This is a genomic window from Mycobacterium neumannii (assembly GCF_048452905.1).
Taxonomy (GTDB): domain Bacteria; phylum Actinomycetota; class Actinomycetes; order Mycobacteriales; family Mycobacteriaceae; genus Mycobacterium; species Mycobacterium neumannii_B.
The window spans coordinates 26645-50455 of the sequence record NZ_JBCGVF010000007.1 but is presented as its reverse complement, the minus strand read 5'-3'; the positions used below and the strand labels follow the sequence as shown (position 1 = coordinate 50455).

The 23811-nt window shown below is 66.8% G+C and carries 27 protein-coding genes; 17 read left to right on the top strand and 10 right to left on the bottom strand.

Features of this window, described 5'->3' with window-relative positions:
- Window positions 1-9: 9 nt before the first annotated feature.
- Both AAHH99_RS20530 and AAHH99_RS20525 read left to right on the top strand, forming a co-directional pair.
- Window positions 10-1224: a cytochrome P450 gene (locus tag AAHH99_RS20530; protein WP_418770354.1), complete on the top strand. Its 1215-nt coding sequence runs from the start codon at window positions 10-12 to the stop codon at window positions 1222-1224.
- A 122-nt stretch (window positions 1225-1346) separates the two neighbouring features.
- The gene (locus AAHH99_RS20525) at window positions 1347-1583 is read left to right on the top strand and encodes a hypothetical protein (RefSeq protein WP_418770353.1); all 237 of its coding nucleotides are present in this window, start codon (window positions 1347-1349) and stop codon (window positions 1581-1583) included.
- A gap of 27 nt (window positions 1584-1610) precedes the next feature.
- Here the strand turns inward: AAHH99_RS20525 and AAHH99_RS20520 are convergent, their stop codons facing one another.
- From AAHH99_RS20520 to AAHH99_RS20505, 4 genes are all read right to left on the bottom strand, one after another.
- A complete protein-coding gene (locus tag AAHH99_RS20520; protein ID WP_418770352.1) occupies window positions 1611-2768 on the bottom strand; it encodes a Zn-dependent alcohol dehydrogenase in 1158 nt (385 codons plus the stop codon).
- Window positions 2765-3970, bottom strand: coding sequence for a cytochrome P450 (locus AAHH99_RS20515; protein ID WP_418770351.1), 1206 nt, complete (start codon window positions 3968-3970; stop codon window positions 2765-2767). Before AAHH99_RS20515 ends, AAHH99_RS20520 begins: the two co-directional genes overlap by 4 nt.
- A gap of 99 nt (window positions 3971-4069) precedes the next feature.
- Window positions 4070-4783: an SDR family NAD(P)-dependent oxidoreductase gene (locus AAHH99_RS20510; RefSeq protein ID WP_418770350.1), complete on the bottom strand. Its 714-nt coding sequence runs from the start codon at window positions 4781-4783 to the stop codon at window positions 4070-4072.
- 19 nt (window positions 4784-4802) lie between these two features.
- The gene (locus AAHH99_RS20505; RefSeq protein ID WP_418770349.1) at window positions 4803-5612 is read right to left on the bottom strand and encodes a FadR/GntR family transcriptional regulator; all 810 of its coding nucleotides are present in this window, start codon (window positions 5610-5612) and stop codon (window positions 4803-4805) included.
- Window positions 5613-5684: 72 nt separating this feature from the next.
- On the opposite strand from AAHH99_RS20505, the gene AAHH99_RS20500 reads away from it, so the two are divergent.
- Window positions 5685-8018, top strand: a complete 2334-nt coding sequence (locus AAHH99_RS20500; protein WP_418770348.1) for a CaiB/BaiF CoA transferase family protein — start codon at window positions 5685-5687, stop codon at window positions 8016-8018.
- 2 nt (window positions 8019-8020) lie between these two features.
- On the opposite strand, the gene AAHH99_RS20495 is transcribed toward AAHH99_RS20500, so the two are convergent.
- The gene (locus AAHH99_RS20495) at window positions 8021-9262 is read right to left on the bottom strand and encodes a cytochrome P450 (protein ID WP_418770347.1); all 1242 of its coding nucleotides are present in this window, start codon (window positions 9260-9262) and stop codon (window positions 8021-8023) included.
- 106 nt (window positions 9263-9368) lie between these two features.
- Here AAHH99_RS20495 and AAHH99_RS20490 point away from each other — a divergent pair, with 106 nt between their 5' ends.
- From AAHH99_RS20490 to AAHH99_RS20470, 5 genes are read left to right on the top strand one after another with little or no spacing between them, the layout of a single operon-like run.
- On the top strand, window positions 9369-10484 hold the full coding sequence (locus AAHH99_RS20490) for an aromatic ring-hydroxylating oxygenase subunit alpha (protein ID WP_418770346.1): 1116 nt from the start codon (window positions 9369-9371) through the stop codon (window positions 10482-10484).
- Window positions 10484-12085, top strand: a complete 1602-nt coding sequence (locus AAHH99_RS20485; RefSeq protein ID WP_418770345.1) for an AMP-binding protein — start codon at window positions 10484-10486, stop codon at window positions 12083-12085. The genes AAHH99_RS20490 and AAHH99_RS20485 overlap by 1 nt, the downstream gene beginning before the upstream one ends.
- A gap of 14 nt (window positions 12086-12099) precedes the next feature.
- Complete coding sequence (locus AAHH99_RS20480; RefSeq protein WP_418770344.1) at window positions 12100-12513, top strand: nuclear transport factor 2 family protein; 414 nt, start codon at window positions 12100-12102, stop codon at window positions 12511-12513.
- A 53-nt stretch (window positions 12514-12566) separates the two neighbouring features.
- A complete protein-coding gene (locus tag AAHH99_RS20475) occupies window positions 12567-13040 on the top strand; it encodes an FAS1-like dehydratase domain-containing protein (protein WP_418770712.1) in 474 nt (157 codons plus the stop codon).
- Window positions 13037-13459, top strand: a complete 423-nt coding sequence (locus AAHH99_RS20470) for a MaoC family dehydratase (RefSeq protein WP_418770343.1) — start codon at window positions 13037-13039, stop codon at window positions 13457-13459. Before AAHH99_RS20475 ends, AAHH99_RS20470 begins: the two co-directional genes overlap by 4 nt.
- Here the strand turns inward: AAHH99_RS20470 and AAHH99_RS20465 are convergent.
- Window positions 13451-14908, bottom strand: a complete 1458-nt coding sequence (locus AAHH99_RS20465) for an aldehyde dehydrogenase (protein WP_418770342.1) — start codon at window positions 14906-14908, stop codon at window positions 13451-13453. The two genes, AAHH99_RS20470 and AAHH99_RS20465, sit on opposite strands and share 9 nt — an antisense overlap.
- A gap of 273 nt (window positions 14909-15181) precedes the next feature.
- On the opposite strand from AAHH99_RS20465, the gene AAHH99_RS20460 reads away from it, so the two are divergent.
- Window positions 15182-16180, top strand: a complete 999-nt coding sequence (locus AAHH99_RS20460) for an alpha/beta hydrolase (RefSeq protein WP_418770341.1) — start codon at window positions 15182-15184, stop codon at window positions 16178-16180.
- Window positions 16181-16201: 21 nt separating this feature from the next.
- On the opposite strand, the gene AAHH99_RS20455 is transcribed toward AAHH99_RS20460, so the two are convergent.
- Window positions 16202-16609 carry a hypothetical protein gene (locus tag AAHH99_RS20455; protein ID WP_418770340.1) on the bottom strand — a complete coding sequence of 136 codons (408 nt, stop codon included), beginning with the start codon at window positions 16607-16609 and terminating at the stop codon, window positions 16202-16204.
- Window positions 16610-16716: 107 nt separating this feature from the next.
- Between AAHH99_RS20455 and AAHH99_RS20450 the strand changes: the two genes are divergently transcribed.
- The 5 genes from AAHH99_RS20450 to AAHH99_RS20430 all read left to right on the top strand — a co-directional run bounded on the left by AAHH99_RS20450 (window position 16717) and on the right by AAHH99_RS20430 (window position 19276).
- Window positions 16717-17520, top strand: coding sequence for a nuclear transport factor 2 family protein (locus AAHH99_RS20450; protein WP_418770339.1), 804 nt, complete (start codon window positions 16717-16719; stop codon window positions 17518-17520).
- A gap of 45 nt (window positions 17521-17565) precedes the next feature.
- The gene (locus AAHH99_RS20445) at window positions 17566-18003 is read left to right on the top strand and encodes a hypothetical protein (RefSeq protein ID WP_418770338.1); all 438 of its coding nucleotides are present in this window, start codon (window positions 17566-17568) and stop codon (window positions 18001-18003) included.
- Window positions 18000-18185: a hypothetical protein gene (locus AAHH99_RS20440; RefSeq protein ID WP_418770337.1), complete on the top strand. Its 186-nt coding sequence runs from the start codon at window positions 18000-18002 to the stop codon at window positions 18183-18185. The genes AAHH99_RS20445 and AAHH99_RS20440 overlap by 4 nt, the downstream gene beginning before the upstream one ends.
- Window positions 18186-18303: 118 nt before the next feature.
- A complete protein-coding gene (locus tag AAHH99_RS20435) occupies window positions 18304-18885 on the top strand; it encodes a hypothetical protein (RefSeq protein WP_418770336.1) in 582 nt (193 codons plus the stop codon).
- A gap of 25 nt (window positions 18886-18910) precedes the next feature.
- The gene (locus AAHH99_RS20430) at window positions 18911-19276 is read left to right on the top strand and encodes a DUF732 domain-containing protein (protein WP_418770335.1); all 366 of its coding nucleotides are present in this window, start codon (window positions 18911-18913) and stop codon (window positions 19274-19276) included.
- Between the two features lie 15 nt (window positions 19277-19291).
- Here the strand turns inward: AAHH99_RS20430 and AAHH99_RS20425 are convergent, their stop codons facing one another.
- The 3 genes from AAHH99_RS20425 to AAHH99_RS20415 form a co-directional block, all read right to left on the bottom strand.
- Window positions 19292-20239 carry an ankyrin repeat domain-containing protein gene (locus AAHH99_RS20425; RefSeq protein WP_418770334.1) on the bottom strand — a complete coding sequence of 316 codons (948 nt, stop codon included), beginning with the start codon at window positions 20237-20239 and terminating at the stop codon, window positions 19292-19294.
- 65 nt (window positions 20240-20304) lie between these two features.
- Entirely contained in the window at window positions 20305-20610 is a 306-nt protein-coding gene (locus AAHH99_RS20420; RefSeq protein ID WP_418770333.1) for a hypothetical protein, read from the bottom strand.
- A gap of 188 nt (window positions 20611-20798) precedes the next feature.
- Window positions 20799-21611, bottom strand: coding sequence for a hypothetical protein (locus tag AAHH99_RS20415; protein ID WP_418770332.1), 813 nt, complete (start codon window positions 21609-21611; stop codon window positions 20799-20801).
- A gap of 45 nt (window positions 21612-21656) precedes the next feature.
- Between AAHH99_RS20415 and AAHH99_RS20410 the strand changes: the two genes are divergently transcribed.
- The 3 genes from AAHH99_RS20410 to AAHH99_RS20400 all read left to right on the top strand — a co-directional run bounded on the left by AAHH99_RS20410 (window position 21657) and on the right by AAHH99_RS20400 (window position 23811).
- The gene (locus AAHH99_RS20410) at window positions 21657-22967 is read left to right on the top strand and encodes an NAD(P)/FAD-dependent oxidoreductase (RefSeq protein ID WP_418770331.1); all 1311 of its coding nucleotides are present in this window, start codon (window positions 21657-21659) and stop codon (window positions 22965-22967) included.
- Between the two features lie 33 nt (window positions 22968-23000).
- Window positions 23001-23192, top strand: coding sequence for a hypothetical protein (locus tag AAHH99_RS20405; RefSeq protein ID WP_064348755.1), 192 nt, complete (start codon window positions 23001-23003; stop codon window positions 23190-23192).
- A 127-nt stretch (window positions 23193-23319) separates the two neighbouring features.
- Entirely contained in the window at window positions 23320-23811 is a 492-nt protein-coding gene (locus AAHH99_RS20400) for an NUDIX domain-containing protein (protein ID WP_418770330.1), read from the top strand.

The window sequence follows — 23811 nt, the reverse complement described above, 5'->3', positions numbered from 1 at the left end:
GGGAGACCGATGACCGCTGTTGACGAGAAGGCCCACGGCAGCGCCGTTTACTACGACCCGTACCGGGTGGACATCGTCGCCGACCCGTATCCGACGTATGCCCGCCTGCGGGAGGAAGCGCCGCTCTATTACAACGAGTCCTACGACTTCTGGGCGCTGTCGCGCCACGACGACGTCGAGCGGGCCCTGCTCGATTGGCAGACGTTCTCCAACAGCCGCGGCGACATCCTCGAACTCATCCAGTCGGAGTTCGAGATGCCCAAAGGCGTGATGATGATGGAGGATCCGCCGGTTCACACGAGGCTGCGCGGCCTGATGTCGCGGGTGTTCACCCCTCGCCGGATGGCCGAGCTCGAGGACCAGATCCGCCAGTACTGCGTCAACTGCCTCAATCCGTTGGTCGGCGCCGAGCGGTTCGACATCATCGCCGAGCTCGCGTCGATGATGCCAATGCGCGTCATCGGGATGCTGCTCGGCATACCCGAATCGGAACAGGTGTCGGTGCGCGACGCCAACGACGCGAGCCTGCGCACCAAACCCGGCTCACCCATGAAAGTGGTACGCGCGGACAAGATCGCCGACGGCAGTATCTATGCCGAATACGTTGACTGGCGCGCGAACAACCCCTCTGACGACCTGATGACCGCCCTCCTCAACGTCGAGTTCGAGGACGAGAACGGCGTGACGCGCAAGCTGACCCGCAAAGAGATCCTGCACTACACGCAGGTGGTCGCGGGCGCAGGCAACGAGACCACCGGGAGGCTCATCGGCTGGCTGGCGAAAGTGCTCGCCGAGCACCCCGATCAGCGTCGCGAGGCGGTGCAGGACCGGTCGTTGTTACACCGGGTGGTCGACGAGACGTTGCGGTACGAGCCGACCGGCCACAACGTGGCCCGTTTGGTCACAAGGGATTTCGAGGCGCACGGGCGGACCGTGCCGGCCGGCAGCGCGATGCTGCTGATGTTCGGCGCCGCCAACCGGGACCCGCGCCGCTACGACAATCCGGACACGTTCGACATCCATCGGGACAACATCAGCCACATCACATTCGGCAAAGGGGTGCACTACTGCCTGGGCGCCAACCTCGCCCGGTTGGAGGGACGCGTCGCGCTCGACGAGCTGCTCAACCGCTGGCCGGAGTGGGACATCGACACCGCGACCGCGCGGCTCGCGCCGACGTCGACGGTCCGCGGCTGGGAGCGGCTCGACGTCGTATTGCCCTGACACGGGCGACTTTGGGGCTTAACGGGTTGATCGCACGCACCTGATGCGTGTGATCAACCGGTTAAGCGGTTTTCTCCGGAGCCGGCGGTTTGCGACGGCACCATTCGGGGCAAGCTCGTCGCATGAGCAAGATCAGTTCTCGTGCGATGGTCCTCGCCGCCGCTGCCGGCCCGATCGCGGCCTTCTCGATCGCAACCGCGGCAACCGGTGCGGCGCAACCCCTCGACTGCCCGAACGGGTGGTGGGATCCGGTCGCGAACGTGTGTCGCGGTCCGGTGGCGACCGCCCCGTTGGCATGCGCACCGGGCGAGTACTGGAATCCCATCTCCAACGTGTGTCGCCCACTGGGCCAGTACTAGTCGCGATCCGGCCGGGCTGCCCGCGCTCTAGTCGAGCGCGAAATCGATGACGCCTCGGATGATCTCGCCCTCCAGCAGGTCGTCGTACGCGCGGTTGATGTCGTCGAGCCGATACCGGCGGGTGATCATCTCGTCGAGCCGAAGTAGGCCCGACTGGTAGAGGGTGGCCAGCCGGCTGATGTCGGCTCGCGGGTTGCAGGAACCGAAGACGGTGCCGACGAGGTTCTTGTTCCACAGGATGAAGTCCTGCAGCGCGATCTTCGCCGATCGTGTTGTCTGGGCCGTCATCCCGGTCAGCACGCAGGTGCCGCCCTTGCGCGTCAGCTTCAGGTAGGCCTCGACGTCCTCGCCCGCGATGAGCGACGGCGCGGCCACGACACTGTCGGCCATCACGCCGTTGGTGAGGTCGCGTACGAGGTCGAGCGCCTCCGTGAGGGTCGAAACACTGTGTGTGGCGCCGAACTGCAGCGCGGCCTTCTGTTTGAACTCGACTGGGTCGACGGCCACGATCTGTGCGGCGCCGTTGATCCGCGCGCCTTGGATGGCCGCGGTTCCGATGCCACCGGCCCCGATCACCACGACGGTGTCACCGCCGCGCACGTTCGCGCGGTTGGCGGCCGAACCGTAGCCGGTCGGAACCGCGCAGGACAGCAGCGCGCTCGTGACGAGCGGCAGGTGCGGGTCGATCTTGACCAGCGAGTGCGCCGACACCACGGTGTGCTCGGCGAATGCACCGACCTTCGACAAGTGCCCAAGTGGACGGCCGTCGGTGGTGTGGTGGCGAAACGTCAGATCGGTCGGCATGCCTGGCACCATCGTCCCGGCGCCCTCGTCGCACAGGTACTCCAACCCGGAGGCGCACCAGCGGCACTGGCCGCACACCGCGACGAACGACATCACGACGTGATCGCCGACCGCGAATTCGGTCACACCCTCGCCGGTCTCGAGCACCCTGCCAGACCCCTCGTGGCCCCCGATCATCGGGAACATCGGTGTCAGACCGTACTGGCGGGCGATCTCGTTGGAGACCGACATGTCGCCCTTGAGGATGTGATCGTCGGAGTGACACAACCCGGCCGCAGCCATCTCGACGAGCACCTCACCCGCTCGCGGCGGGTCGAGTTCGAACTCTTCGACCGACCATGGACCGCCGACGTCGTGCACGATCGCCGCGCGGCTCCTCATCGTGTCGGGCGGAACGTGACCGGCAGATGGATGGGGGAGCGGAACGGCAGACCGGCGAGCCGGGTGTCGTCATCGACCTGCAACTCGAAATCCGTTGCACGGTCGAACAAACTGGTCAACATCACCCTGGTCTCCACTCGGGCCAAGTGCATTCCCAGACAGCTGTGCAGCCCGCCGGCGAACGAGGTGTGAGCACGCCGCGGACGGTGGATGTCGAATACATTCGCGTTGTCCCAACGCTTTTCGTCGCGGTTTGCCGATCCGATACAGAGGTTGACCTGTGCGCCCTCCGGTATGGAAATACCGTGCACCTCCACGTCGCGTGTCGTGGACCTCGGAACGCTCACCAGCGGTGTCTCGAAACGCAACCCCTCCTCGAAAGCGGCTCCGATCAGCTCGCGGTTGCGTTGGACCGCCTCGAGTTGATCAGGGTGCGTCAACAGCAGATACAGCAGGTTGCCCGACGACCGGTAGGTGGTCTCCAGCCCGGCGGGCAGCAGTAGTCGCAGAAACGAGATGATCGCCTCGTCGGTCAGCCGTTCACCGTCGATCTCAGCGCCGACCAAGTCGCCGATGACGTCGTCGGTCATCCGGCGGCGCCGCTGGTCCACCTGCTGCTGGAAGTACGCGCCGAGTTCGACCGAAGCGGTCAATCCCGCCTCGATGTCTTCGGTGATCGAGATCAGTTCGAGTGAGAGGCGGCGGAACATCTCCAGATCGTCTTGCGGGAGCCCCAACAGCTCTGCGGTGACGCGGGTCGGGAACTCGAAGGTCACCGCCTTGACCAGGTCGACCTCGCCGTCGTCGATGAACTCGTCGACCAGCTTCTCGCAGATCGGGACAATCACCTCGGGTTCCCACTGGGCCAGCGCGGTCTGCCGGAACGCCTTGGCCACCAGGCTGCGGTGGTCGTGATGTTGTTTGCCGCGCATCCCGAGGATGGTCGGACCGAACACCAACTCGATGGTGCGGTGGTACACCTCCGAGCCGTAGACGTCGCTGTCGCGGAAGGCGTTGTACACGCTGTCGTAGTCGAACACCGTCCATTCCTCTGGTGGCAGGAGCTCCGGCGGGATGTCGGTGGTGTCCATGATGGTGCCGCGCCACACCGGCTCCGTCCTGCGCATGCGCTCGAAGAAACCGTAGGGATCGCTGGCCACATCGGGAGCGGTCTGGTCATCCGAACGGGTGCTGATCGTCACCTTGCCTCCCGGCAGCGGGGTTGGCGCTCTACCCGCCCATCTTTACTATTTTAGGTAATCTAGGTCAAGGTAAGCGCAGGGGCTGCGGAGCCACCGAAATCACGTGTTGGCGCGGCGTTGTGCCTCGAGGGGGACGACGGGCGGACGGGCCGACGGCCCGCGCGTGATCGCATGCAACCTGATCTCCGGCACGTCCACTGCGGGGTCGACGGTGTCGAGCCAGGCGACGGCGTCGGCCACATCGGCGGCCCGGATCGCATACATCTCGAACGGTACGTCTTGAAGCATCTCGGTCTCGACGGGCCCGGGAGTGACCACGTGCACGTTGATCCCGTCGCGGTCGACCTCCTGCGCCAGCGCGCCGGCGAACGCGTTCATGCCCGCCTTCGCCGCCGAGTAGGCGGTGCGGGCCCGCATCGGCTCATGAGCCGCCGACGACGAGATGAACACGAACCGGGAGCCGGCCCGCATCCGTGGCAGCGCGGCCGACGTCACCACGAAGCAGGAGTCCAGGTTCGCCGACATCGTCGCGCGCCACTGCTCGAAAGTCTGTTTGCGGGCGTAGGTTCCACCGAGGATCCCCGAGGCGTGCACCAGCAGGTCGATGGTGCCTGCCGCCTCGACGGCGGGGGCGAACCCTGACGGCAGGCTCGCGTCGGCGACGACGTAGCGCGCGCCCATCTCCTCGGCGGCGGCCCGTAGCGGCGCCTCACGCCGTGCCGTCAACACCACGTCGTAACCGAGTTCGGCGAGCTTGCACCCGCACGCCTTGCCAATTCCACCGCTACCGCCGGTGATCAAAGCCGTTCGCACGCATTGCCTTTCAAGCCGTCTAGCGCTTCCGCTGCGCGAGCGCCTGCGGTGACAGTGCGACGATCCGTTGTTCGGGATTTCCTGCCAACAGGTAGGTCTGAGTGTCGGCGACGTGCTTGGCGGCCAGCTTGCGGGCGCGTTCGCCGTCGCCCGACTCGATCGCGTCGGTGATCTTGGTGTGGACGGTCAGCGCGATGCGGCGCTTGTTCATCGCCGGGTACTCGCCCTTGGCGGCGCTCTCCTCGGCCCACCAGTTCAGGTGCCCGGTCCACAGTGTCTCCAGGCTGCCGACGACCGCGATCATCGTGTGGTTACCGCAACCGCGGACGATCTCATCGTGGAATTGCCCGCCGATCTCGGTGAACCGTGCTCCGTCGTCGATGTGTTCGGCCATCGCCGCATTGAGTTCCCTGAGTGTGGGGATTAGCGTCGTACGGCGGTCGGGTCTGCGCGCGGCGAGCGCCGCACACATCGGATCGAGTTCCTGTAGCGCCGTGCCGAGGTCGGCAAGCGGCACGTAGTCGCTCTGCAGCAGCAGGCCCAGCATGTAGGCGGCGCTGGCTTTGGCGGGCGCATGCACGACCGCTCCGCCACGGTTACCTCGACGCACCGAGACGAGGCCTTCAGTCTCCAGAATTCGCAGGGCTTCTCGTAGCGACACCAGACTCACGTTGAACTGCTCGACGAGCACTTCTTGACGCGGCAGTAGGTCGCCGTCGTTGAGTTCACCCTCGATGATCTGCCGGCGCAGCTCGTCGGCCACGATCTCCGCTGTGCGGCGCGCGCCGAGGCGGCGACGTGCCTCGGGCCCGATTCCCAGTGTTGTCATATCTTAGCAATATTAACAGTGATAGCCCGGCCACCTGCAGCGTTGCCCTGCCATGTGCCAGTTGTCACTAAGATGACGGCGGACCGGGAGGTGCGCGTGGGCGGCGGTGTGAGTGGCACGGTACCCACCCCGCTGAACGATGTGCGGGTCCTCGAGATCAGCGACCGCATCGCCGGGGCGTACTGCGGCAAGCTGTTGGCCGACGCGGGCGCCGATGTGGTCAAGATCGAATCGCCCGACGGCGATCCGCTGCGCCGGGTCACAGTCACCGACAGCACGCTCCGTGACGACGCCGACTCGCCGCTGTTCTGCTATCTCAACGCCGGAAAGCGCTGCGTCACACGCGTTTCAGAACATCTGCTGTCGTGCGCCGACATCATCGTGGTGACCGCGGATGAGGCCGCTGCCCGACGGAATGGTGTCGACCCCGAAGCGCTGCTGGCGGCGTCGCCCGGATGCATAGTCGTCTCGATCTCGGACTTCGGCTGGACGGGGCCGTGGTCTCGGCGGCCCGCCACCGAATTCACGCTGCAGGCCGCGTCGGGGCTCACCGGGTTCCGCGGCGATCCGGCGGGTCCGCCAATCTCGATCGGCGGAGATCTGGGGGAGTACATGGGTGGAACGTGGGCCGCCTACGGTGCGCTGGCTCTGCGGCGGCGCGTACGTGACGGCGGAGCGGGTGGCCACCTCGACATGTCGATGCTCGAGGCCATCACGCTGATGCAGAGTGGGGAATGGCTGCATTCGGCGCTCCTGCAAGTCCCGCCCGTGCGGCGGTCGGTGGAGGTACCGTCCATCGAACCCGCCAAGGACGGTTACGTCGGGATCAGCATGGTGACCGGCCAGCAGTGGCTGGACTTCGCCGCTATGGTCGACTGCCCGGAGTTGACGGAGATCGCGCAGTTGCAGTTCCAGATCGGCCGATGGGACTACCGCGACTGGATCCGCGAACGCATCGACCCGTGGATGAGGGAACGCACGGTCGCCGACATCGTCGAACTGGGACAGCTGTTCCGGTTGCCGTTGGCGCCGTTGGGCAACGGCGCGACGATCCCGTCGATGGATCACCTTCGCGAACGGGAGGTCTACGTCGACAACCCGGCCGGGTTTCGCCAGCCGCGACCGCCGTGGCTGATGTCGAGCGCGCGTCCCGCTCCGGTCCGCACCTCACCCGCCGTCGGTGACGGTGACGATGAAACACTCTGGGAACCACGGGAACTGCGTGCCGAATCGGTAGCTACCGGGCGCATGCCGCTCGCGGGGGTGCGGGTCGTCGACTTCACCGCGTTCTGGGCCGGTCCGGCTGCCACCCATTCGTTGGCCGCGTTCGGCGCGGACGTCATCAAAATCGAATCCATCCAGCGCCCGGACGGCATCCGCTATTCGGGCGGGATGCGCAAGGACGTCGACGACTGGTGGGAGTACGGCTGGGTCTTCCACGCGATGAACACCAATAAGCGGTCGGTCACCCTCGATCTGCAGTCCGAGGAAGGGCTTCGGCTGGTTCGGCGCCTGATCGGTCAGGCGGACGTCGTGGTGGAGAACTTCTCGCCGCGCGTGATGGAGCAATTCGGCCTCGGCGCTGCCGCGCTGCTCGCACTCAATCCGCGCCTGGTCGTGGTGCGGATGCCCGCGTTCGGGTTGACCGGCCCCTGGCGTGACCGTGTCGGTTTCGCTCCGACCATGGAGCAGATCGCCGGCCTGGCTTGGGTCACGGGTATGCCCGACGGCCCGCCGATCGCCCCGCGCGGAGCCTGTGATCCGCTCGCCGGTGCCCACGCCGCCTTCGCGACGCTCGCTGCGCTCGAGTTCGCCGACCGTACGGGCGAGGGGCAGCTCGTCGAGGTGCCGATGATCGAGGCGGTACTCAACGTAACGGCCGTTCAGACAATCGAATACGAGGTGTTCGGGCGGGTGTTGGAACGACGAGGCAACCGGGGGCTCGGGGCGGCCGTACAGGACGTCTATCGGTGTGCAGGGGACGACAGCTGGATCGCACTCGCCGCGCGCACCGAAGACGAACTGACCGCACTTGCCGATGTCACCGGAGGTGCGGAGCTCCAGACCTGGCTTGCGGCGCTCGACGCCGAAGTCGCCGCCGAGGAACTGGTGCGCGCGGGCGTGCCCGCCGCGGTCGTGGTGTCGCCGTCCCTCGTCACCGAGAACCCCCAACTGCGTCACCGCGGGTTCTTCGAGCAGCTGGACCATTCCCGTACCGGGGAGAACCTCTACCCGTGCCCGCCGTTCACCCGGCTGCCCGACAGCGAACGATGGCTGCGGCGCCCACCACCGACACTTGGTGAGCACAACGCCGAGGTCCTCACCGAACTGTGCGGTCTGACCGCAAGCGACCTGGAACGGCTCGAAGCCCAGGGTGTCATCGGGTTTCGACCGAAGGGGTTGTGAATTCAGCGGCGCCGCAACGAGATCGGCATCGAGTGGTAGATCGTCATGTTGTTGGTGAGGGTCGGGTAGGTGACCTCGACCCGTCCGAGCGTGATGTCCTCGGCCCGGCACAACAACTCGTCGAGCACAGCGCGGATCTCCGCCCGGGCCAGCATCGCACCGAGACAGTGGTGCGGTCCGCCGCCGCCGAACGCCACGTGCGGGTTGTCCGCGCGAGCAATGTCGAACACGAACGGATCGACGAACACGTCCTCGTCGCGGTTGGCCGACCGCAACATCGACACCACGCGCTCGCCTCGGGGGATTGTGATGCCGTCGATCTCGACGTCAACCTTGGTGACCCGGCTCCAGAACGCCACCGGTGTGGACCATCGCAGCACTTCTTCGACCGCCGACTGGCGCACCGACGGATCCGTGCGGTAACGCTCGATCTGTTCGGGATTGTCGACGAACGCCCGGAGCCCGTAGGCCAAGGCGTTCTTCGTGGTGTCACTGCCCGCGAACGCGATCACGAAGAAGAAGATGTCGAGCTCGGTGGCCGGAATCGACAGCTGCTCGCCGTTCTCGTCGGTCACGACGGCCGTGGCCAGGGTGCTCCAGATGTCGTCGGTGGGTTGCAGGCGCTTCGCCGCGGTCAGTTCCGAGGCATAGGTGAAGACCTTGCCGAACAGCTCGAGATGCTGCTGTTCGGCCTCCTGTCCCGACGAAGCCGAATTCGCCTGCAGGATCAGGTCGAAGGTGTCGAAGATCTCCGGTCTGTCCTCGTCGGGTATCCCGACGATGTCGCCGATCACCGACATGGGCAGAGCATCGGCGACATCGGCGATCCAGTCGCCGCCGCCGCGCTCCAGCAAGTGGTCGATCAGGCCGACGGCCCGCGTGCGGATGTCCTGCTCGAGCTTCCCGATCGCCTTAGGGGTGAACGCGTGTGACATCACCCGGCGCCGCTTGATCAGATCGGGTGGATCCATGTTGATGATCGTCGGGAAGGCGCCCACGGCGCCGACGCCCTGGATCAACGGTCCCTCGGCGGCAGTGAACGATTCGGTGTCACGGTGGATGCGGTGCGCGTGGTGCACCTTGGTGGTCATCCAGAAGTCGCGTTTCAGCGTCGCCGCCACCCGGTCGGTGAGCTCGTGCCGAAAGATCGGTCGCTCGCGCCGCAGCTCCGCGAACAGCGCGTCGGGAAAGCCGTTCTGCCACAAAGCAGGATCGGACAGGTCCACCGGAGTGGTCGTGACCATGCGCCGTTCCCTTCGCCGTTCTTGACCAGAATGCCTAAAATAATAAAAATAGGCAACGGACAGCGCCGCTGACCTCGGCTGGTGCGTGCGCGGACGGAGTTGTGCGATGACGGACACGGTCGACGATCCCACCCTCGACCCGTCGGAGCGCGAATTCGGGCCCAGCGGAATCAGCCTGTCGACTTACCGGTTCCCGACCGGATGGTTCATCGTCGGATTCTCCTCAGACCTGGTCGAGGGTCAGGTCAAACGCGCCCACTACTTCGGCGAGGAGCTGGTGATCTTCCGGACGCAATCGGGTCGGGTGAACGTGCTCGACGCCTACTGTCAGCACCTGGGCGCGAACATGGGCGTCGGCGGCACCGTCGAGGGCGAGAACATCGTCTGCCCGTGGCACGGCTGGCAGTGGACCGGCGAGGGCACCAACGCGCTGATCCCGTACAGCAAGATCGGCTGCAAGCAGAACGTGCGGATCAAGCGCTACCCGTGCACCGAGTGGTACGGCTTCATCCTCGTCTGGCACGAACGCCACGGCCGCGCGCCGTACTGGCAGCCGCCGGTGTTGCCCGAGCTCGAGACCGGCGAGTACTACCCGCTGCACCCCCACACCCGGATGGTCAACAGGGTCAAGGTGCATGCGCAGATGATCATCGAGAACGCGGCCGACCCCTACCACGTGCAGTACGTGCACAAGGCGGCCAACCCCGCCCACACCGCGTCGTTCGAGGTGTCCGGTTATCACCTGCACGCGACGGTCAACGCGAATTTCGGTGGGGGGCGGGCGAAGACGTGGCTCACGCCCAACGGGCCCGTCGACGCGAAGATCATCTACGACAACTACTCGCTGGGCCTCGGCGTGGTGCGCTTCCCCTCGGAGTTGGTCGCCACCGTGCAGGTGACGGGCCAAACCCCGGTCGACGAGGACTACACCGACTACTTCTACACCCAGGCGTCGATTCGCGAACACGGCGACCGCGGCGACAAGCCGACCGGCCGCGCCGCGAAGTTCTTGCAGCTGCAGCAGGAGGTCATCAAACAGGACTTCTTCACCTGGGAGAACATGAAGTACCTGGAGAAACCGAACCTTGCGCCCGAGGAAGCCCGTGACTACGCCGCGCTGCGCCGCTGGGCGCACCGGTTTTATCCCGGTATCCAACCATCGGCGACCGACTTCGGATACACGGCGACCGGCGAACCCGACCCGTCCGCGGCGCAGGTTTGATGCCCGCGGACCGGACGTGGCCCGTCGAGCCCGCGGCTTTCGGCGTCGAACGGTTCACGGTCGCTTCGGTTCTCGACCGCCGTGTCGACCAGTTCGGCGACCAGGTGATGATGTCGATCGACGGTACGCCCATTACGTTCGCCCAGATGCGCGACCGGTCCTGCGCCGCCGCGGCGATGCTGGCCGACCGCGGCGTGCGCCGCGGTGACACCGTCGCGCTGTTCGCCGGCACCTGTCCGGAGTGGGTGTACTTCTGGCTCGGTGCCGCCCGGTTGGGCGCGGTGAGTGCGGCGGTCAACGCCGCGAACAAGGGCGATTTCCTGGGGAACGCGCTGAACGCGTCGCAGGCCAGGCTGGTGGTGACCGACGACGCCCGTCGCGCTCGACTCGCCGAGGTGACCGACCACCTCGACGCCTCGGCGGCGACCCTGTCCATCGACGGTTTGGTCGCCGCGGAGTTGAACGCATCGGACGGCGCCACCTGCCCGACGGTGCACACCGACGCCGACGACGTGGGAGCCCTGTTCTTCACCTCGGGAACCACCGGTCCGTCGAAGGCGGTGGCGACCACGTGGCACTACCTGTTCGTCGCGGCCGCCACCGTCGCGTCGGCATGGGACTACGGCCGGGGCGACGTGATCTGGACGGCAATGCCGCTGTTCCACCTCAGCGCCGCCCCGACGGTGCTGGCGCCGATGCTCGTCGGTGGTACCAGCGTGTTGGCAAGCGCGTTCCACCCCGCCGAGGTGTGCGACGAGCTGCGCGCCTGTGGCGCAGCGGGGTTCGCTGGGGCGGGTGCGATGGTGTCGATGCTGTGGACTCTGCCGCCCGATCCCCGCGACGCGCAGCTCGGGATCCGCTTCATCTCGGCCGCACCCATTTCAGCCAGGCTGTACCGCGCGATCGAGGATCGGTACCGGTGCCGCGTCGTGACGATGTACGGGCTGACCGAAGCGTTCCCGATCGCGTACAAGGCGGTTTCGGACGACGGGGTCCCGGGTACGTCAGGACAAGTCAACCCGGCCTTCGAGGTACGCGTCGTCGACGGGGACGGTCGCCCCGTCGCCGTCGGCGTGACGGGTGAGATCGCGTGCCGGCCGCGGACAGCGCATGTGATGAGCGAGGGGTATGTGTCGTCCGCGCCCGGGCACCGCGGCCTGCGCATTGAACGCCACCCGGAGTGGTTCCGGACGGGCGATCTGGGTTTCCTCGACAACAACCACAATCTGACGTTCGTCGACCGCGCCAAGGACTCGCTGCGCAGGCGCGGGGAGAACGTGTCCTCGGTCGAGCTCGAGCAGGTGGTGATGCAGCACCCGGCGGTCGCGGAAGCCGCCGCGGTCGCCGTCCCGAGCGATTTGGGTGAGGACGACATCCTCGTCGTCGTGACCGTTCGTCCCGGCGCGACGGTCGATCTTCCCGAGCTGCTGGACTTCTGCGCGGCGCGCATGCCGTACTTCTGCGTGCCCCGGTATCTCGAAGTGCTGGACGAGATTCCGAAAAACGTCGTCGGGCGGGTGCGGAAGGATCTTCTGCGGCAACGGGGCCTGAGCGCGGCGGTGTGGGACCGAGAAGCCCACGGCTACCTGCTGAGTCGGTGAAGGAGAGACAGACGATGTCATTGAGCTACCAACAGCAGTACGTGCTCGACGGGCTGGCGGGGCGGGCAGGAATCCTCAACCTGGACGCCAGGCACAACCGGTTGTTCTCCAGCGGTGACCTGGCCGGCTGGCTCGCCACCTTCCGGCATTCCGGTGCGACCTACACCAGGGGCGAGGAGTCGTTCACCACCCTTGCGGACGCCTTCGACGGTGGGAACGGACGGCGGCTGGTCACCGTCGACCACGACATCACCGTCGACGGCGTCGAAGCGACTCAACAGTGCGTCGCATTGCTGTTCTGCGACAACGAACTCCAGACCACCGGCAGCTACACCGACCGTCTCGTCTACGAGCGCGGCGGGTGGTACTTCGCCTCGCGCCGACTGGCCTGGGATGCGGCTCCGCGAGAGAGCGCGCTACCGGGGTGACCGAGACTGTGCGCTACGAGCTGGCGTTCGGCACGTACGAGGACGCGTTGCAGATGGTCGGTACGCGCACCGAGCCGCGGTACGCCGGGACCGCGGTGAGCGCGGCCCGCATCCAGCACTTCGCGGCCATGGTCCGCGACTCCAATCCGGGCTACTGGGACGAGGATTTCGCCCGCCGCCAGTGGGGCGGGTTGCTGGCCCCACCCGGGCTGCTGATGGGGTGGCTGATCCCGCCGCCGTGGCTGCCGAACGGCCGGCCGCCGATCGCGGCGATTGCGATTCGCGTGCCGCTGCCCGGGACCACATTCATCAACGCCGCCAACGACGCCGAGTTCGCCTGCGCGATCGTGGAAGGGGATCGCTTGCACCTGATCGAGGAGGTCGTCTCGGTCTCGCCTCAGAAGCGCACCCGCCTCGGGGTGGGCCACTTCGTGCAAACGTGCGACGAGTTCCACCGCGACGACGGCACATTGGTCGCCGTCAACCGCAACACCTTGTTTCGGTTCACTCCCGGAGCGCAGACATGAGGGCAGACCTCGGCGTGCAATGGGATCGGGTGACTGTCCCTACGGACCTGCCGGAACTGGTGGACCACATCGACTACCAGCGCGTCGTGATGAACCCCGGCGCGACGTGGGATTACTTTCCCGCACACTACGACCCGCGCTACGCCGAACAGCAGGGGTACCCGACGATCTTCGTCAACACGATGCACATCGCCGGATTCGTCGACCGGATCGCCACCGACTGGGCCGGCCCCTACAGCCGCGTGGTGCGCCGCAAGATCACCCTGCTGGGCTCCATCTACGCCGGCGACTCGATGGTGGGTCGCGGTCGCGTCGTGGCCAAGCGGGACAGCGCCCTGGTCGATCTGCAGATCACCGTGACCAACCAACGCGGAGAGCTGTGCTGCCCGGCGGAGCTGACGCTCGAGCTGTCACGTTAAGTCGGGCATCTTGTCCGCGCTGATGGTCGTCTGCAACTCGACGTACTCCGACAGTCCCTCCGCGCCGAACTCGCGACCGATTCCGGACTGCTTGAACCCCCCGAACGGCATGGTCGTATCGAGCGTGTACATGTTGATCCCGTAGGTGCCGGTCCGAACTTGCGCGGCGATCTCCAGCCCGTGCGCGACGTCGGCCGTCCAGACCGAGCCTGCCAGCCCGTAGTCGCTGTCGTTGGCGATCCGGATCGCGTCGCGTTCGTCGGAGTACGTGAGCACGGTCAGCACGGGCCCAAAGATCTCCTCGCGGGCGATGCGCATCGCGTTGGTGGTGTCGGTGAACAGCGTCGGCTGGACGTACCATCCGCGCTCACATGGTGAGTCGTTGCCGCCCAACACCATTCGCGCCCCCTCGGCGAGCCCGGCGTCGATGTAGCCCTGCACCCTCTGCTGTTGACGCCGCGCCACCAGCGGGCCGATGTCGGTGGAATCGTCGGCGGGATCACCCACCTGAAGCCCCGACATCATCGCGCTCAGCGCATCCACCACATCGTCGTGTCGGCGTTCGCTGACCAGGATCCGCGTCTGCGCGACGCACGCCTGCCCGTTGTTCATCAGGCTGGCCGTCTTCAAATGCTCGACGGTGCGCTCGATGTCGGCGTCGTCGAGAATGATCGCCGCCGACTTACCGCCCAACTCGAGGCTGACGCGTTTGAGTTGCTCCCCGCATACGGCGGCGATATGGCGTCCGGTGGCCGACGAACCGGTGAACGAGATCTTGTCCACCCCGGGGTGACGCACCAGGTGCTCACCGGTGTGGCGTCCGCCCGGAAGGACCGAGACGACACCTTCGGGAAGGTCGACTTCCTCGAGCATCTCGGCCAGCCACAGCGCGTCGATGGGCGTCTCGGGAGCCGGTTTGACCACGACCGCGCAGCCCGCGATGAGCGCCGGGATCATCTTCGGCATGATGAGGAACTGCGGTACGTTCCACGGCACGATCGCCCCAACCACGCCGACGGGTGCGCGCCGAATCTGTACGTCGCCGAACAACCCTCGGCGGCGCTCGATCCACGGAAACTCCTTCGCGGTGGCCAGGATCAGATGCATCTGGGCCAGCGCACCGGTGGCCTGCCCCAACCGGCTGAAGCTGCGCGGCGAGCCCATTTCCGCGGTGATGAGGTCGGCCATCTCGTCGGTGTGCGCCGCGTAGACCGTCGCGAGCTTCTCGACCTTCTCCATGCGTTCGTCGACGCTCATCCACGGCCACGGGCCCTCGTCGAACGCCTTGCGCGCGGCCTGCACCGCGCGGTCGACATCGCCGGCGGCGGCCTCGGGCGTCTCGCCGATCTGCTCCTCGGTGTGCGGCGAGATGACCGCGATACGTTGCCCGGTGGCCGGCGCCTCCCATCGGCCGCCGATGAAAAGCCGTTCGTATGTCAGGGGTCTCATGACGGCGCGCCTCCTCGTCGACCAACGGGCGAGGTCCGCGTCGAGCGCACCATACGCCCGCCCAAGTCGCTATTTATACAAACTTAGCAAAACGGCGCTCCGGGATCGTGCGTCGATTCCGTCGTCGAACTGCTTTCCGGCAGGCGTCCACTCGAACTTTCCCTGCCGGAATGCCATTTCGCGAAAGAGGGGCGAGTGTTGCGAAAAGCGCGGGTGATGGCTCTTCGCGGGCGTATGGTCCGCAAAGGGTCGGCGATGATAGGGAGGTCATCGATGGCGCTCGTGAATTGGCCGTCACTCCGCCGGGCTACGCGATGGGTTGCAGCAACGGTGGCTGCCGCGATGCTGCCGGCCGTCGCTGCCGGCGGTGCCAGCCCAACCGCACAGGCCTTTTCGGATCCGAGCCTTCCGATCGAACACCTGGAAGTGCCGTCGGCGGCGATGAACCGCACCGTCCGTGTCGAGTTTCTCGACGCCGGCGCCGATTCACCGGCGTTGTATCTGCTCGACAGCATGGAGGCCGGCGACGACCTCAACGGCTGGGACATCAACACCCAGGCCTTCGACTGGTATGCCGGCTCAGGCATCTCGGTGGTGATGCCCGTCGGCGGCAAGTCGAGCTTCTACTCCGACTGGTATGCGCCCGCGGCCGGCAACGGCACGACCTACACCTACAAGTGGGAAACCTTCCTCGCCCAGGAACTCCCGGCGTGGCTGGCCTCCAAAGGGGTCCGGCCGACCCGCAACGCCGTGGTCGGGTTCTCGATGGGCGGTTCGGCGGCGCTGATCCTGGCGGCCTACCACCCGCAGCTGTTCAGTTACGCCGGATCGCTGTCGGGCTTTCTGAACCTGTCCGCACCCAACGGCCCAGGTCAGGTCAGGGTGGCCCAGATGTGGAACGGCGGTTTCGATCCCGCCGCGATGTGGGGCCCGCCCGGCGATCCGGCGTGGGCCCGCAACGATCCCACGGTGCAGGCCGGTCGGCTCGCCGCCAACGGAACGCGCGTCTGGATCTACTGCGGCGACGGCACACTCACTGACCCCGCGCTGACCAATCCGGACGCGCCCATCGCAGGGCTCGGCTTCCTCGAGGGCTTCGCGATCGAGTCGAACCGGGCTTTCGTCGACGCATACATCGCCGCCGGCGGAAACAACGGCGTCTTCAACTTCCCCGCGGGCATCCACAGCTGGGGCTATGCAGGCCAGCAGCTACAGCAGATGAAGCCCGATATCCAGCGAGTGCTCGAAGTTCAGCCGACCAACCAACAGTGAAGCGGCGTAGACGGTTTCGCGCTAGGCGTCGTCGCTCGGGGTGGATTCGGGGTCAGATGCGTCCAACACGCTGACCGCGATGCCGTACGGCAGGAAGCGCACCTTGCGGGCGGGATCGGTGTTGTTCTTGTTGGCCCGCAGCGCGTCCAATTCGGTGGGGTAGACCTGCTCGATGTGCGCACCGCCGTCGTCGTCCACGGTGTATATCGCCCACACCCCGTCACCGGTCTCCCCGGTGGTCTCCGGTTCGCGTCGGGGCCGCGACGAGCGGGTGAACTCGTCGACCAGGTTGGCCCAGCCCGCGCGTTCCCCCGACGTGCTGAAGAACCTGCCGAAGCCGTCGAGCGCGTCGCGCAGGCCCTCACCGGCTTCGCGCACGACGCGGTCAAACTCCTCGGGGTCGAACCCGAACGGGCCGTTGCTGCTCATCGTGCCTCCTCCTGGGGCGCCCGCACCTGTGCGCGGTGTCTCTTCCAGTGTGCCCGCATGCGGGGAAGTAGTCGACTGAAGCGATCCCGAAGTGGTAGGCAACCTCTATGGCCATCTCCCGGGCCGACGCCCTGGCCGCCGTCGAGCGATCCCCGGCCGCGGTCGCCGTCCACGACCGCGAGGCGTGGGTCGCCGCCTTCACCTTCGACGCGATCATCGAAGACCCGGTGGGTTCGCAACCGCACCGTGGGACGACGGCCATCACCCGCTTCTACGACACCTTCGTCGGTCCGCGCGACATCACGTTCCACCGCGACGTCGACATCGTCGTGGGCTCGACCGTGGTCCGCGATCTGAAGCTCGAGGTCAAGATGGCGGCCGGTTTGACGATGCGGATTCCCGCCTACCTGCGCTACCACCTCGAAGACGACGCGAACGAGCTGAAAATCGCTGAGCTGTCAGCCTATTGGGAGCTTCCGGCGATGGTCGGGCAGTTCCTCAGAGGCGGGATCCGATCGGTGCCCGCCGGGCTGCAATTGTCACGGGGGCTGCTGACGAACCAGGGCATCGTCGGGGCGCTCGGCTTTCTCGGCGGCTTCCGTGGGATCGGCCCCCAGGGTAAGCGTCGGTTCGACGAGTTCCTGGCGGCCGCTCATGCCGGTGACGAGGTGGGGGTGCGGCGCTGGTTGGGCGGCGGCGCACAGATCACCGCGGGCGAGCACACACCGATGGGCAGCACCGAGCTGCTGTCCCGGCTGACCGGCGCCCGCTCGCGCAAACTGATCGGTTCGGGTCACAGCCTGGTGTGCGGCATCGAGGGCGCCGGGTCCTGCGATGTGCTCATCGCCGACGTGGCGGCGAAGCCGTTCGCGATCAGGCGAATCCGCTACTACGCCGCCCCGGTGGGCTGAACCACCCGACGTTTCGCCTCCTCGGCCCGGGGCAACCCGGCAACCATGCGACACACTGATTCACGCGAGGTCGCCGTTGTGGGCGTGGTCGTGGCCGCGGTGCTGGCGTCCTGCCTGATCCTGCCCACGATCGGACGGCTCGCGACGCTCGACCAGATATGGGCGGCCGCCGCCATCCTGGGCATCCCGACCGTCGCGGTGCTCGCTGTCACCGGTTACCGGCACTACGGGGCAGCCCGCAGCATGGCCGTCGCGGTGGTCGTGATGAGCGTCGCCCTGATGGCGAGCTGGGTGTTCTCGATCTACGTGGTGGCCGCCGCGATGAGCGGTTCGACCACAACCCTGGCCATGGGGGTCCTGCTGTACGGGACACCGGCCCTCATCGTGGCCGCGCTCGGGCTCTTGGCGCTCAAGCTGGTGCCTCCCCGGTCTCCCTCCACGGACCGTTTGACAACATCCACTGCGGGTAACCCGGCCGCATGACTCCGCGCGAAGACGACGACACCAGCGAAGAGGGCGTCACCGACGACGACCACGTGGCAGCCTCCCGCGCCGGTAAGGACAACGGCGACGACGACGGCACCTACGTCGGCCAGACGTTCTCCGACGACGCTATCGACGCGGAGGAGAGCGGAGCCGAGGCGCGCAGCAACGACGGTCGTTGACGGGAAAGCACGGATCGCGGAACGGTTGCGGGAACGTCGCGAGAGGCGTGTACGAGGTGTCTCGATTCGGTCGCGGCAGTCGCGTCGCGTACAGCGTGAAGTGGGCGCGTGAGACTGTATGAGCACCATGCCTGTCGACGATGAGCCCACCGAGATCACCTACGAGGAATTCGGCCGTAGATTCTTCGAGGTCGCCGTGACCGAGCAGCGCGTCGGCAGCGCCATCGCCGAAATCGCCGGCGACGAGTTCGAGATGGGCCCGATCGCTCAGGGTCCGGGCAAGATCGCGAAGGTCACCGCCAAGGTGCGGATCCAGGAACCGCGACTGACCCGCCACGTGGGGCCGATGATCACGTTCGCCATCCGCATCCCGCTGGAGATCGACATGATGGTCGATCTGCGCATCGACAAGCCGAAGTTCATGGTTTTCGGCGAGATCGCGCTAAACGCGACCGCACGCGCCGCGGAACCGTTGCTGTTGATCCTCGACGTCGAGAAACCGCGGGCCTCCGACATCTCCATCCATGTCACGTCCAAGTCGCTACGAGGGGAGCTGGTCCGGATCCTCGGAGGCATCGACGCCGAGATCCGGCGGTTCATCGCCGCCCACGTCGCCGGCGAGATCGACAGCCCGGCCTCCCAGAAGGCCAAGGTGATTGATGTGGGCTCCACCATCGACACCACCTGGACGGGCGTCTGAGGGTTCCACAGCGTAGGCTTCCCGGGTGCTTAGCAAACCCGTGTCGGCGCTCGCGCTGACCTCCGGACTTCTCGCCGCAGCGGCCGTGGTGGCCGCGCCCGCGCAGGCCGACCCCGTCGACGACGCGTTCCTCAACGCGGTGTCTGAAGCCGGCGTCGTCATGAGTGACCCGAGCAGCGCGGTCGCCGTGGGCCAGCAGGTGTGTCCCATGCTGGCCGATCCGGGCCAGAACGCCGCCAACGTCGCGGCCAAGGTCGCCGACATGGGCGGCATGTCACTGGGCCCGGCGACCATGTTCACCGGCATCGCCATCTCGATGTTCTGCCCCGCAATGGTGTCGTCGATCGGCAGCGGTAACTCCCCGATCCCGCTGCCGTTCCTCGGGATCTAGACCGCCAAGGTCTGCTTAAGGACGCAGCGCCGCCGTCACCTGCGTGACGCCGGCACCCGTCGCGAGCTCACGGTGCCGCGCGGTCACCTCGGCGCCGCCAGTGCGCAGCACATCGACGACGTCGGCGACGACACCGGCCCGGTCGGCGCTGACTTTTCCCCCCATAGCCCACCACGACATCAGCGCGTCGAGGCCGCGCCCGGGGTCGGCGCCGTGGTCGACGAGCGCCGCGACGGTCGCGGGCAGCACGAGGCGCGCGGCCCGGTCGATGGGTTGAGCGCCGTCGGGCAGCGCGGCGTGGACCGGCGCACCGGCACGCACCAGGGCGCGCACCATTTCCGGGTTCACGTTGTCGGCGTCGCTGCTGAGCACGTGCAGAGGTGTCGCGCCCTCGGAGTCGAGCACCGTCGGGCAGACGCCGTTGGCCAGTGCATGGTTCAGCGCCACTGTGCGGCCCCTGCGCACGATCTCGTGCAGGATCGTGGTGTAGTGCTCACCGTGGGCCGACAACTCGATGCGGCGTCCCGCGTCGGCGCCGGCATCGATCAACGCCACCGCGATACCCAGCCCCGGTGAGCGCACCGCATACCAGAGCGGTGATGCACCACACGCGTCCACCGGATCGGGATCGGCACCCATCGCGAGCAGTTCAATCACCGCCGAGTCGCCGCGCTGCGCCCGGCGAAACAGGTCAAGGACGTCCGGTTCTAACGGCTCGGTCCAGTCCGGTGGGTCGACGCCGAGCGCGGCCAGCGCCCTTGACGCACCCTCGCGTTTAGGACCGAGGTCGTACCAGGGCCACGGGCCTTCGCCTCGGGCGACGAAATCGGAGACCGACATTCGGGTTTCGGTGAACTTCGGCCGTTGGCCGTCTGCGTAGTCGGTGCGGAAGACCACATCGGCGGCGTCTGACAGGATGACGACCCGTGCGGGCCCGTCCTGATACCGGGCGAGTTCGGCCACGCCCAAAATTGTGCCCATACGCGAAGAGGGGCACCCCTGCGGGTGCCCCTCTCGACAGATGCTGCCTACTTGACGTCTACGTAGACGAGACGATCCTGATGCGTGATGTAGTTATCGCTGCTCCCGATCACCGGGCTGCCCGCATCGATCCGGGTGAAGGTGGGGCCCTCGCGGACCGCGACCACCTCGGCCTCGCTCAGCGGGGCGGTACCCACCTGAGTGACGACGACCCGGTACCCCTCAGACCTGAGCTGGTTGATGGTGTCCTGTGCGTTCTGCGAACCCGAAGGTGCGGCGGCCACCGGTGCGGCCAGCCCGATCAGGCCGGCGGCCAGTCCGCTCGCTACTGCTGCGATTCCTATCTTCTTCATATACTGCCTCTTTTCCCTGTCCACGAGCCGCCGAAATCGATTTTCCACCAATTAATTTCGGCTTCGAGCGTGTTCGGACGGCTCACAGGCGGCAACGAAGAAGGGTCCGGCTTAATTCCATGGCAGGAAATGACCGAAAGAATGGCAGATTTTAAGCGGCGCAACGTTCTTGGGTATGCGCAATAACGTCAGAGCAGGCGGCCCAACCGGCTCAGTTGCAGCGGACGGCCGACGACGCTCAACTGTCCGAGGATGTCCTCGAGCCTGGTCAGGGGCAGGTCCATCCGCCACTCCGCCACCGACGCCGACAGCTGCACCACGCCCGGCGCGAAGCTGATTGCGGTGAGTCTGACACCGTACGGCAGGTCGGGCAGCCGCACGGGATAGGCCGGGGTCCGCGCCGGCAGCGGACAGCGGGTCCGGCGAAAGGTGATGCAACGTGGCTTGAGCCACAGCGTCGAGCCGTCCAGGTGGGCGTCGACCTCGAGGTGGCCGGCCCCTGGCCGTCGCGCAAGGCGCAACCGGGCCACACCGTCGGTGCCGATCGCGCCCGCGAGCCGCGGCGCGGCCCAACGGAACACGTCGTCAAGAACCGGCGCCGGAATCTCCAACATCAGCTCGACGGGAGCCGCGACCAGGACCGGTGGTGCCGTCGGCCGTATATGGACGTTGTGCAACACCGCGGTGGCATGGTCGAACCGCGCCTCGTTGCACCGGATGTCGCGTGCGGCCAGCCGGACGTCGTTGAGCTGGCCGACCGAGAGGCCGCGGGAGTCGAGGTGCGAGTCGAACTCGGTGACCGTCAGGGTCAGGTCTGCCTCGTCGAGTTTGACGCTGAGCCGCCTGCCCACCACGAGCCTGCGCACCGTCATGAACAGCGTGCGGTACGCCGCGGCCGCCCCTGTGGTGACCGGCGTCACCGCGGCCGACGACCACAACGCGGTCAACATGTCGATGGGTCGGAACGGATCGAATCGGCGCAGAGGTTCCGGGCGCGTCATGCCTCCAGCATTCCCCGCCGGGGCCGGTTCCGTACAGTCGGGCCCATGACCTCCGTGGTAATCGTCGGCAGCGGCTTCACCGGTTTCGAATGTGCGCGCACACTGGCCAAGAAATTGCGTAAACAGCGCCCCGACGTCGAGATCTCGCTCATCTCGCCGGTCGACTACATGCTGTACACGCCGCTGCTGCCGGACGTCGCGGGCGGGTTGGTCGACGCCCGTTTCGTCGCGATCCCGCTGGCCAACGCCTTGCGCGGGGTGCAGGCGATCCGCGGCCGGGTCGACGAGGTCGACTTCGAAGGACGCACCGTCACGTTCACCGATCCCGAAAAACGGTCGCGGGCGCTGCAGTGGGATCGGCTGGTGCTGACCCCCGGTTCGGTCACCAAGCTGTTCGACGTGCCCGGCCTGGCCGAGCACGCGCGTGGTCTCAAGTCGACCGCCGAGGCGCTGTATCTGCGCGATCACGTGATCCAGCAACTCGAACTGGCCGACGTCGACGACGATCCCGGCCGCCGTCGGGCGCGGCGCACGATCGTCGTGGTCGGCGCGTCGTACTCGGGGACGGAACTGGCCGTGCAACTGCGGGCGCTTGCCGATTCGGCCGCCAACCAGATGAGCTTCGACCCGAGCGAGGTGAACTTCCTGCTGCTCGACCTCGCCGAGCAGGTGATGCCGGAAGTCGGGGAGAAGTTGGGCGAGGCGGCGCAGCGCGTGCTCAAAGAGCGCGGCATCGATGTCCGATTGGGGGTCACACTCAAGGAAGTGCATGCCGAACACGTTGTACTCAGCGATGATTCGCTGATCCGGACCCATACCGTGGCGTGGGTCACCGGGGTGACGGGTGCACCGCTGATCGAAAAGCTCGGGCTGCCGACCGAGCGCGGGCGGCTGAAAGTGACCACCGAGCTCCAGGTTCCCGGCCATTCCGGGGTATTCGCCGCGGGCGATGCCGCCGCGGTGCCCGACGTCACACAGCCGGGCAAGATCACGCCGCCGACCGCCCAGCACGCCACGCGGCAGGGAAAGGTGTTGGCGCGCAACGTCGCAGCCAGTCTCGGCGTCGGCAAGCCGAAGCGTTACAAGCACCGCAACATGGGGCTGGTCGTCGACCTGGGCCCGCGCTACGCCGTGGCCAATCCGCTCAACGTCCAGTTGTCCGGCTTTCCCGCCAAGATCGTGACCCGGGCCTACCACGTCTATGCGATTCCGCGGTTCGTCAACCGCTGGGCGGTGACACTGGCGTATCTGACCGACCTGTTCTTCGACCGGCCTGTCGTCTCGTTCGGGCTGTCCACACAGGAGGACGCGCAGTTCTCGGCCAGTGAGGGCATTCCGACGCCGAAAGCCGGCTGATTCAAACCCGTTGAACCGGGGAACTGTGTCGGCATGGCTACTTATCGCGTGCTCAATCCCAAGGGCGAGGTCGTCGACACCAAGGACATCGAGAGCGCCGACGACGCACACGCCTGGTTCGTCGACCAGAAGGCCGACCCCGAGCTCGGCTGGCGCATGGAGGTAAAGAACGACGATGGTGACTGGGACTTCTTCGACAGCAGCGAAGGCGACCGCAAGTACTGACCGTTGACAGTCTCGTGAGCGCTGACAGTCTCGTGCCACCCGCAGTGGGCGACCGACCGCTTTTGTACGCCTGGGCGCGGCGTGTCGCGGTGCAGACACGGTCGCTCGCGGAAGGAAAAATGAGGGCGTGCCGAAGCTGAGTGCGGGGTTGCTGCTCTACCGGGTGCGTGACGGCGGAGTCCAGGTGCTCATCGGCCACCCGGGCGGACCGTTCTGGGCGCGCAAGGACGACGGGGCCTGGTCGATCCCCAAGGGCGAATACGACGAGGGCGAGGACCCGTGGGCCGTCGCGCGCCGTGAATTCGAAGAGGAACTGGGCAAGCGGCCGCCGGACGGTCCCCGCATCGAGTTCGCACCCGTCAAACAGCCGAGCGGCAAGATCGTCACCGCATTCGCGGTGCGCGGCGACCTCGACCTGGACGGCACCTTCTCCAACACGTTCGCCATGGAGTGGCCGAAAGGGTCGGGCACAATCAGGGAGTTTCCCGAAATCGACCGGGCGGGTTGGTTTTCCGTGGCGCAGGCTCGGTCCAAGCTGTTGAAGGGTCAGCGGGTCCTGCTGGACCATCTGCTGGCGGCAATCGCAGACGACGCACCGGCCGAGTCTCGATCGCATTGA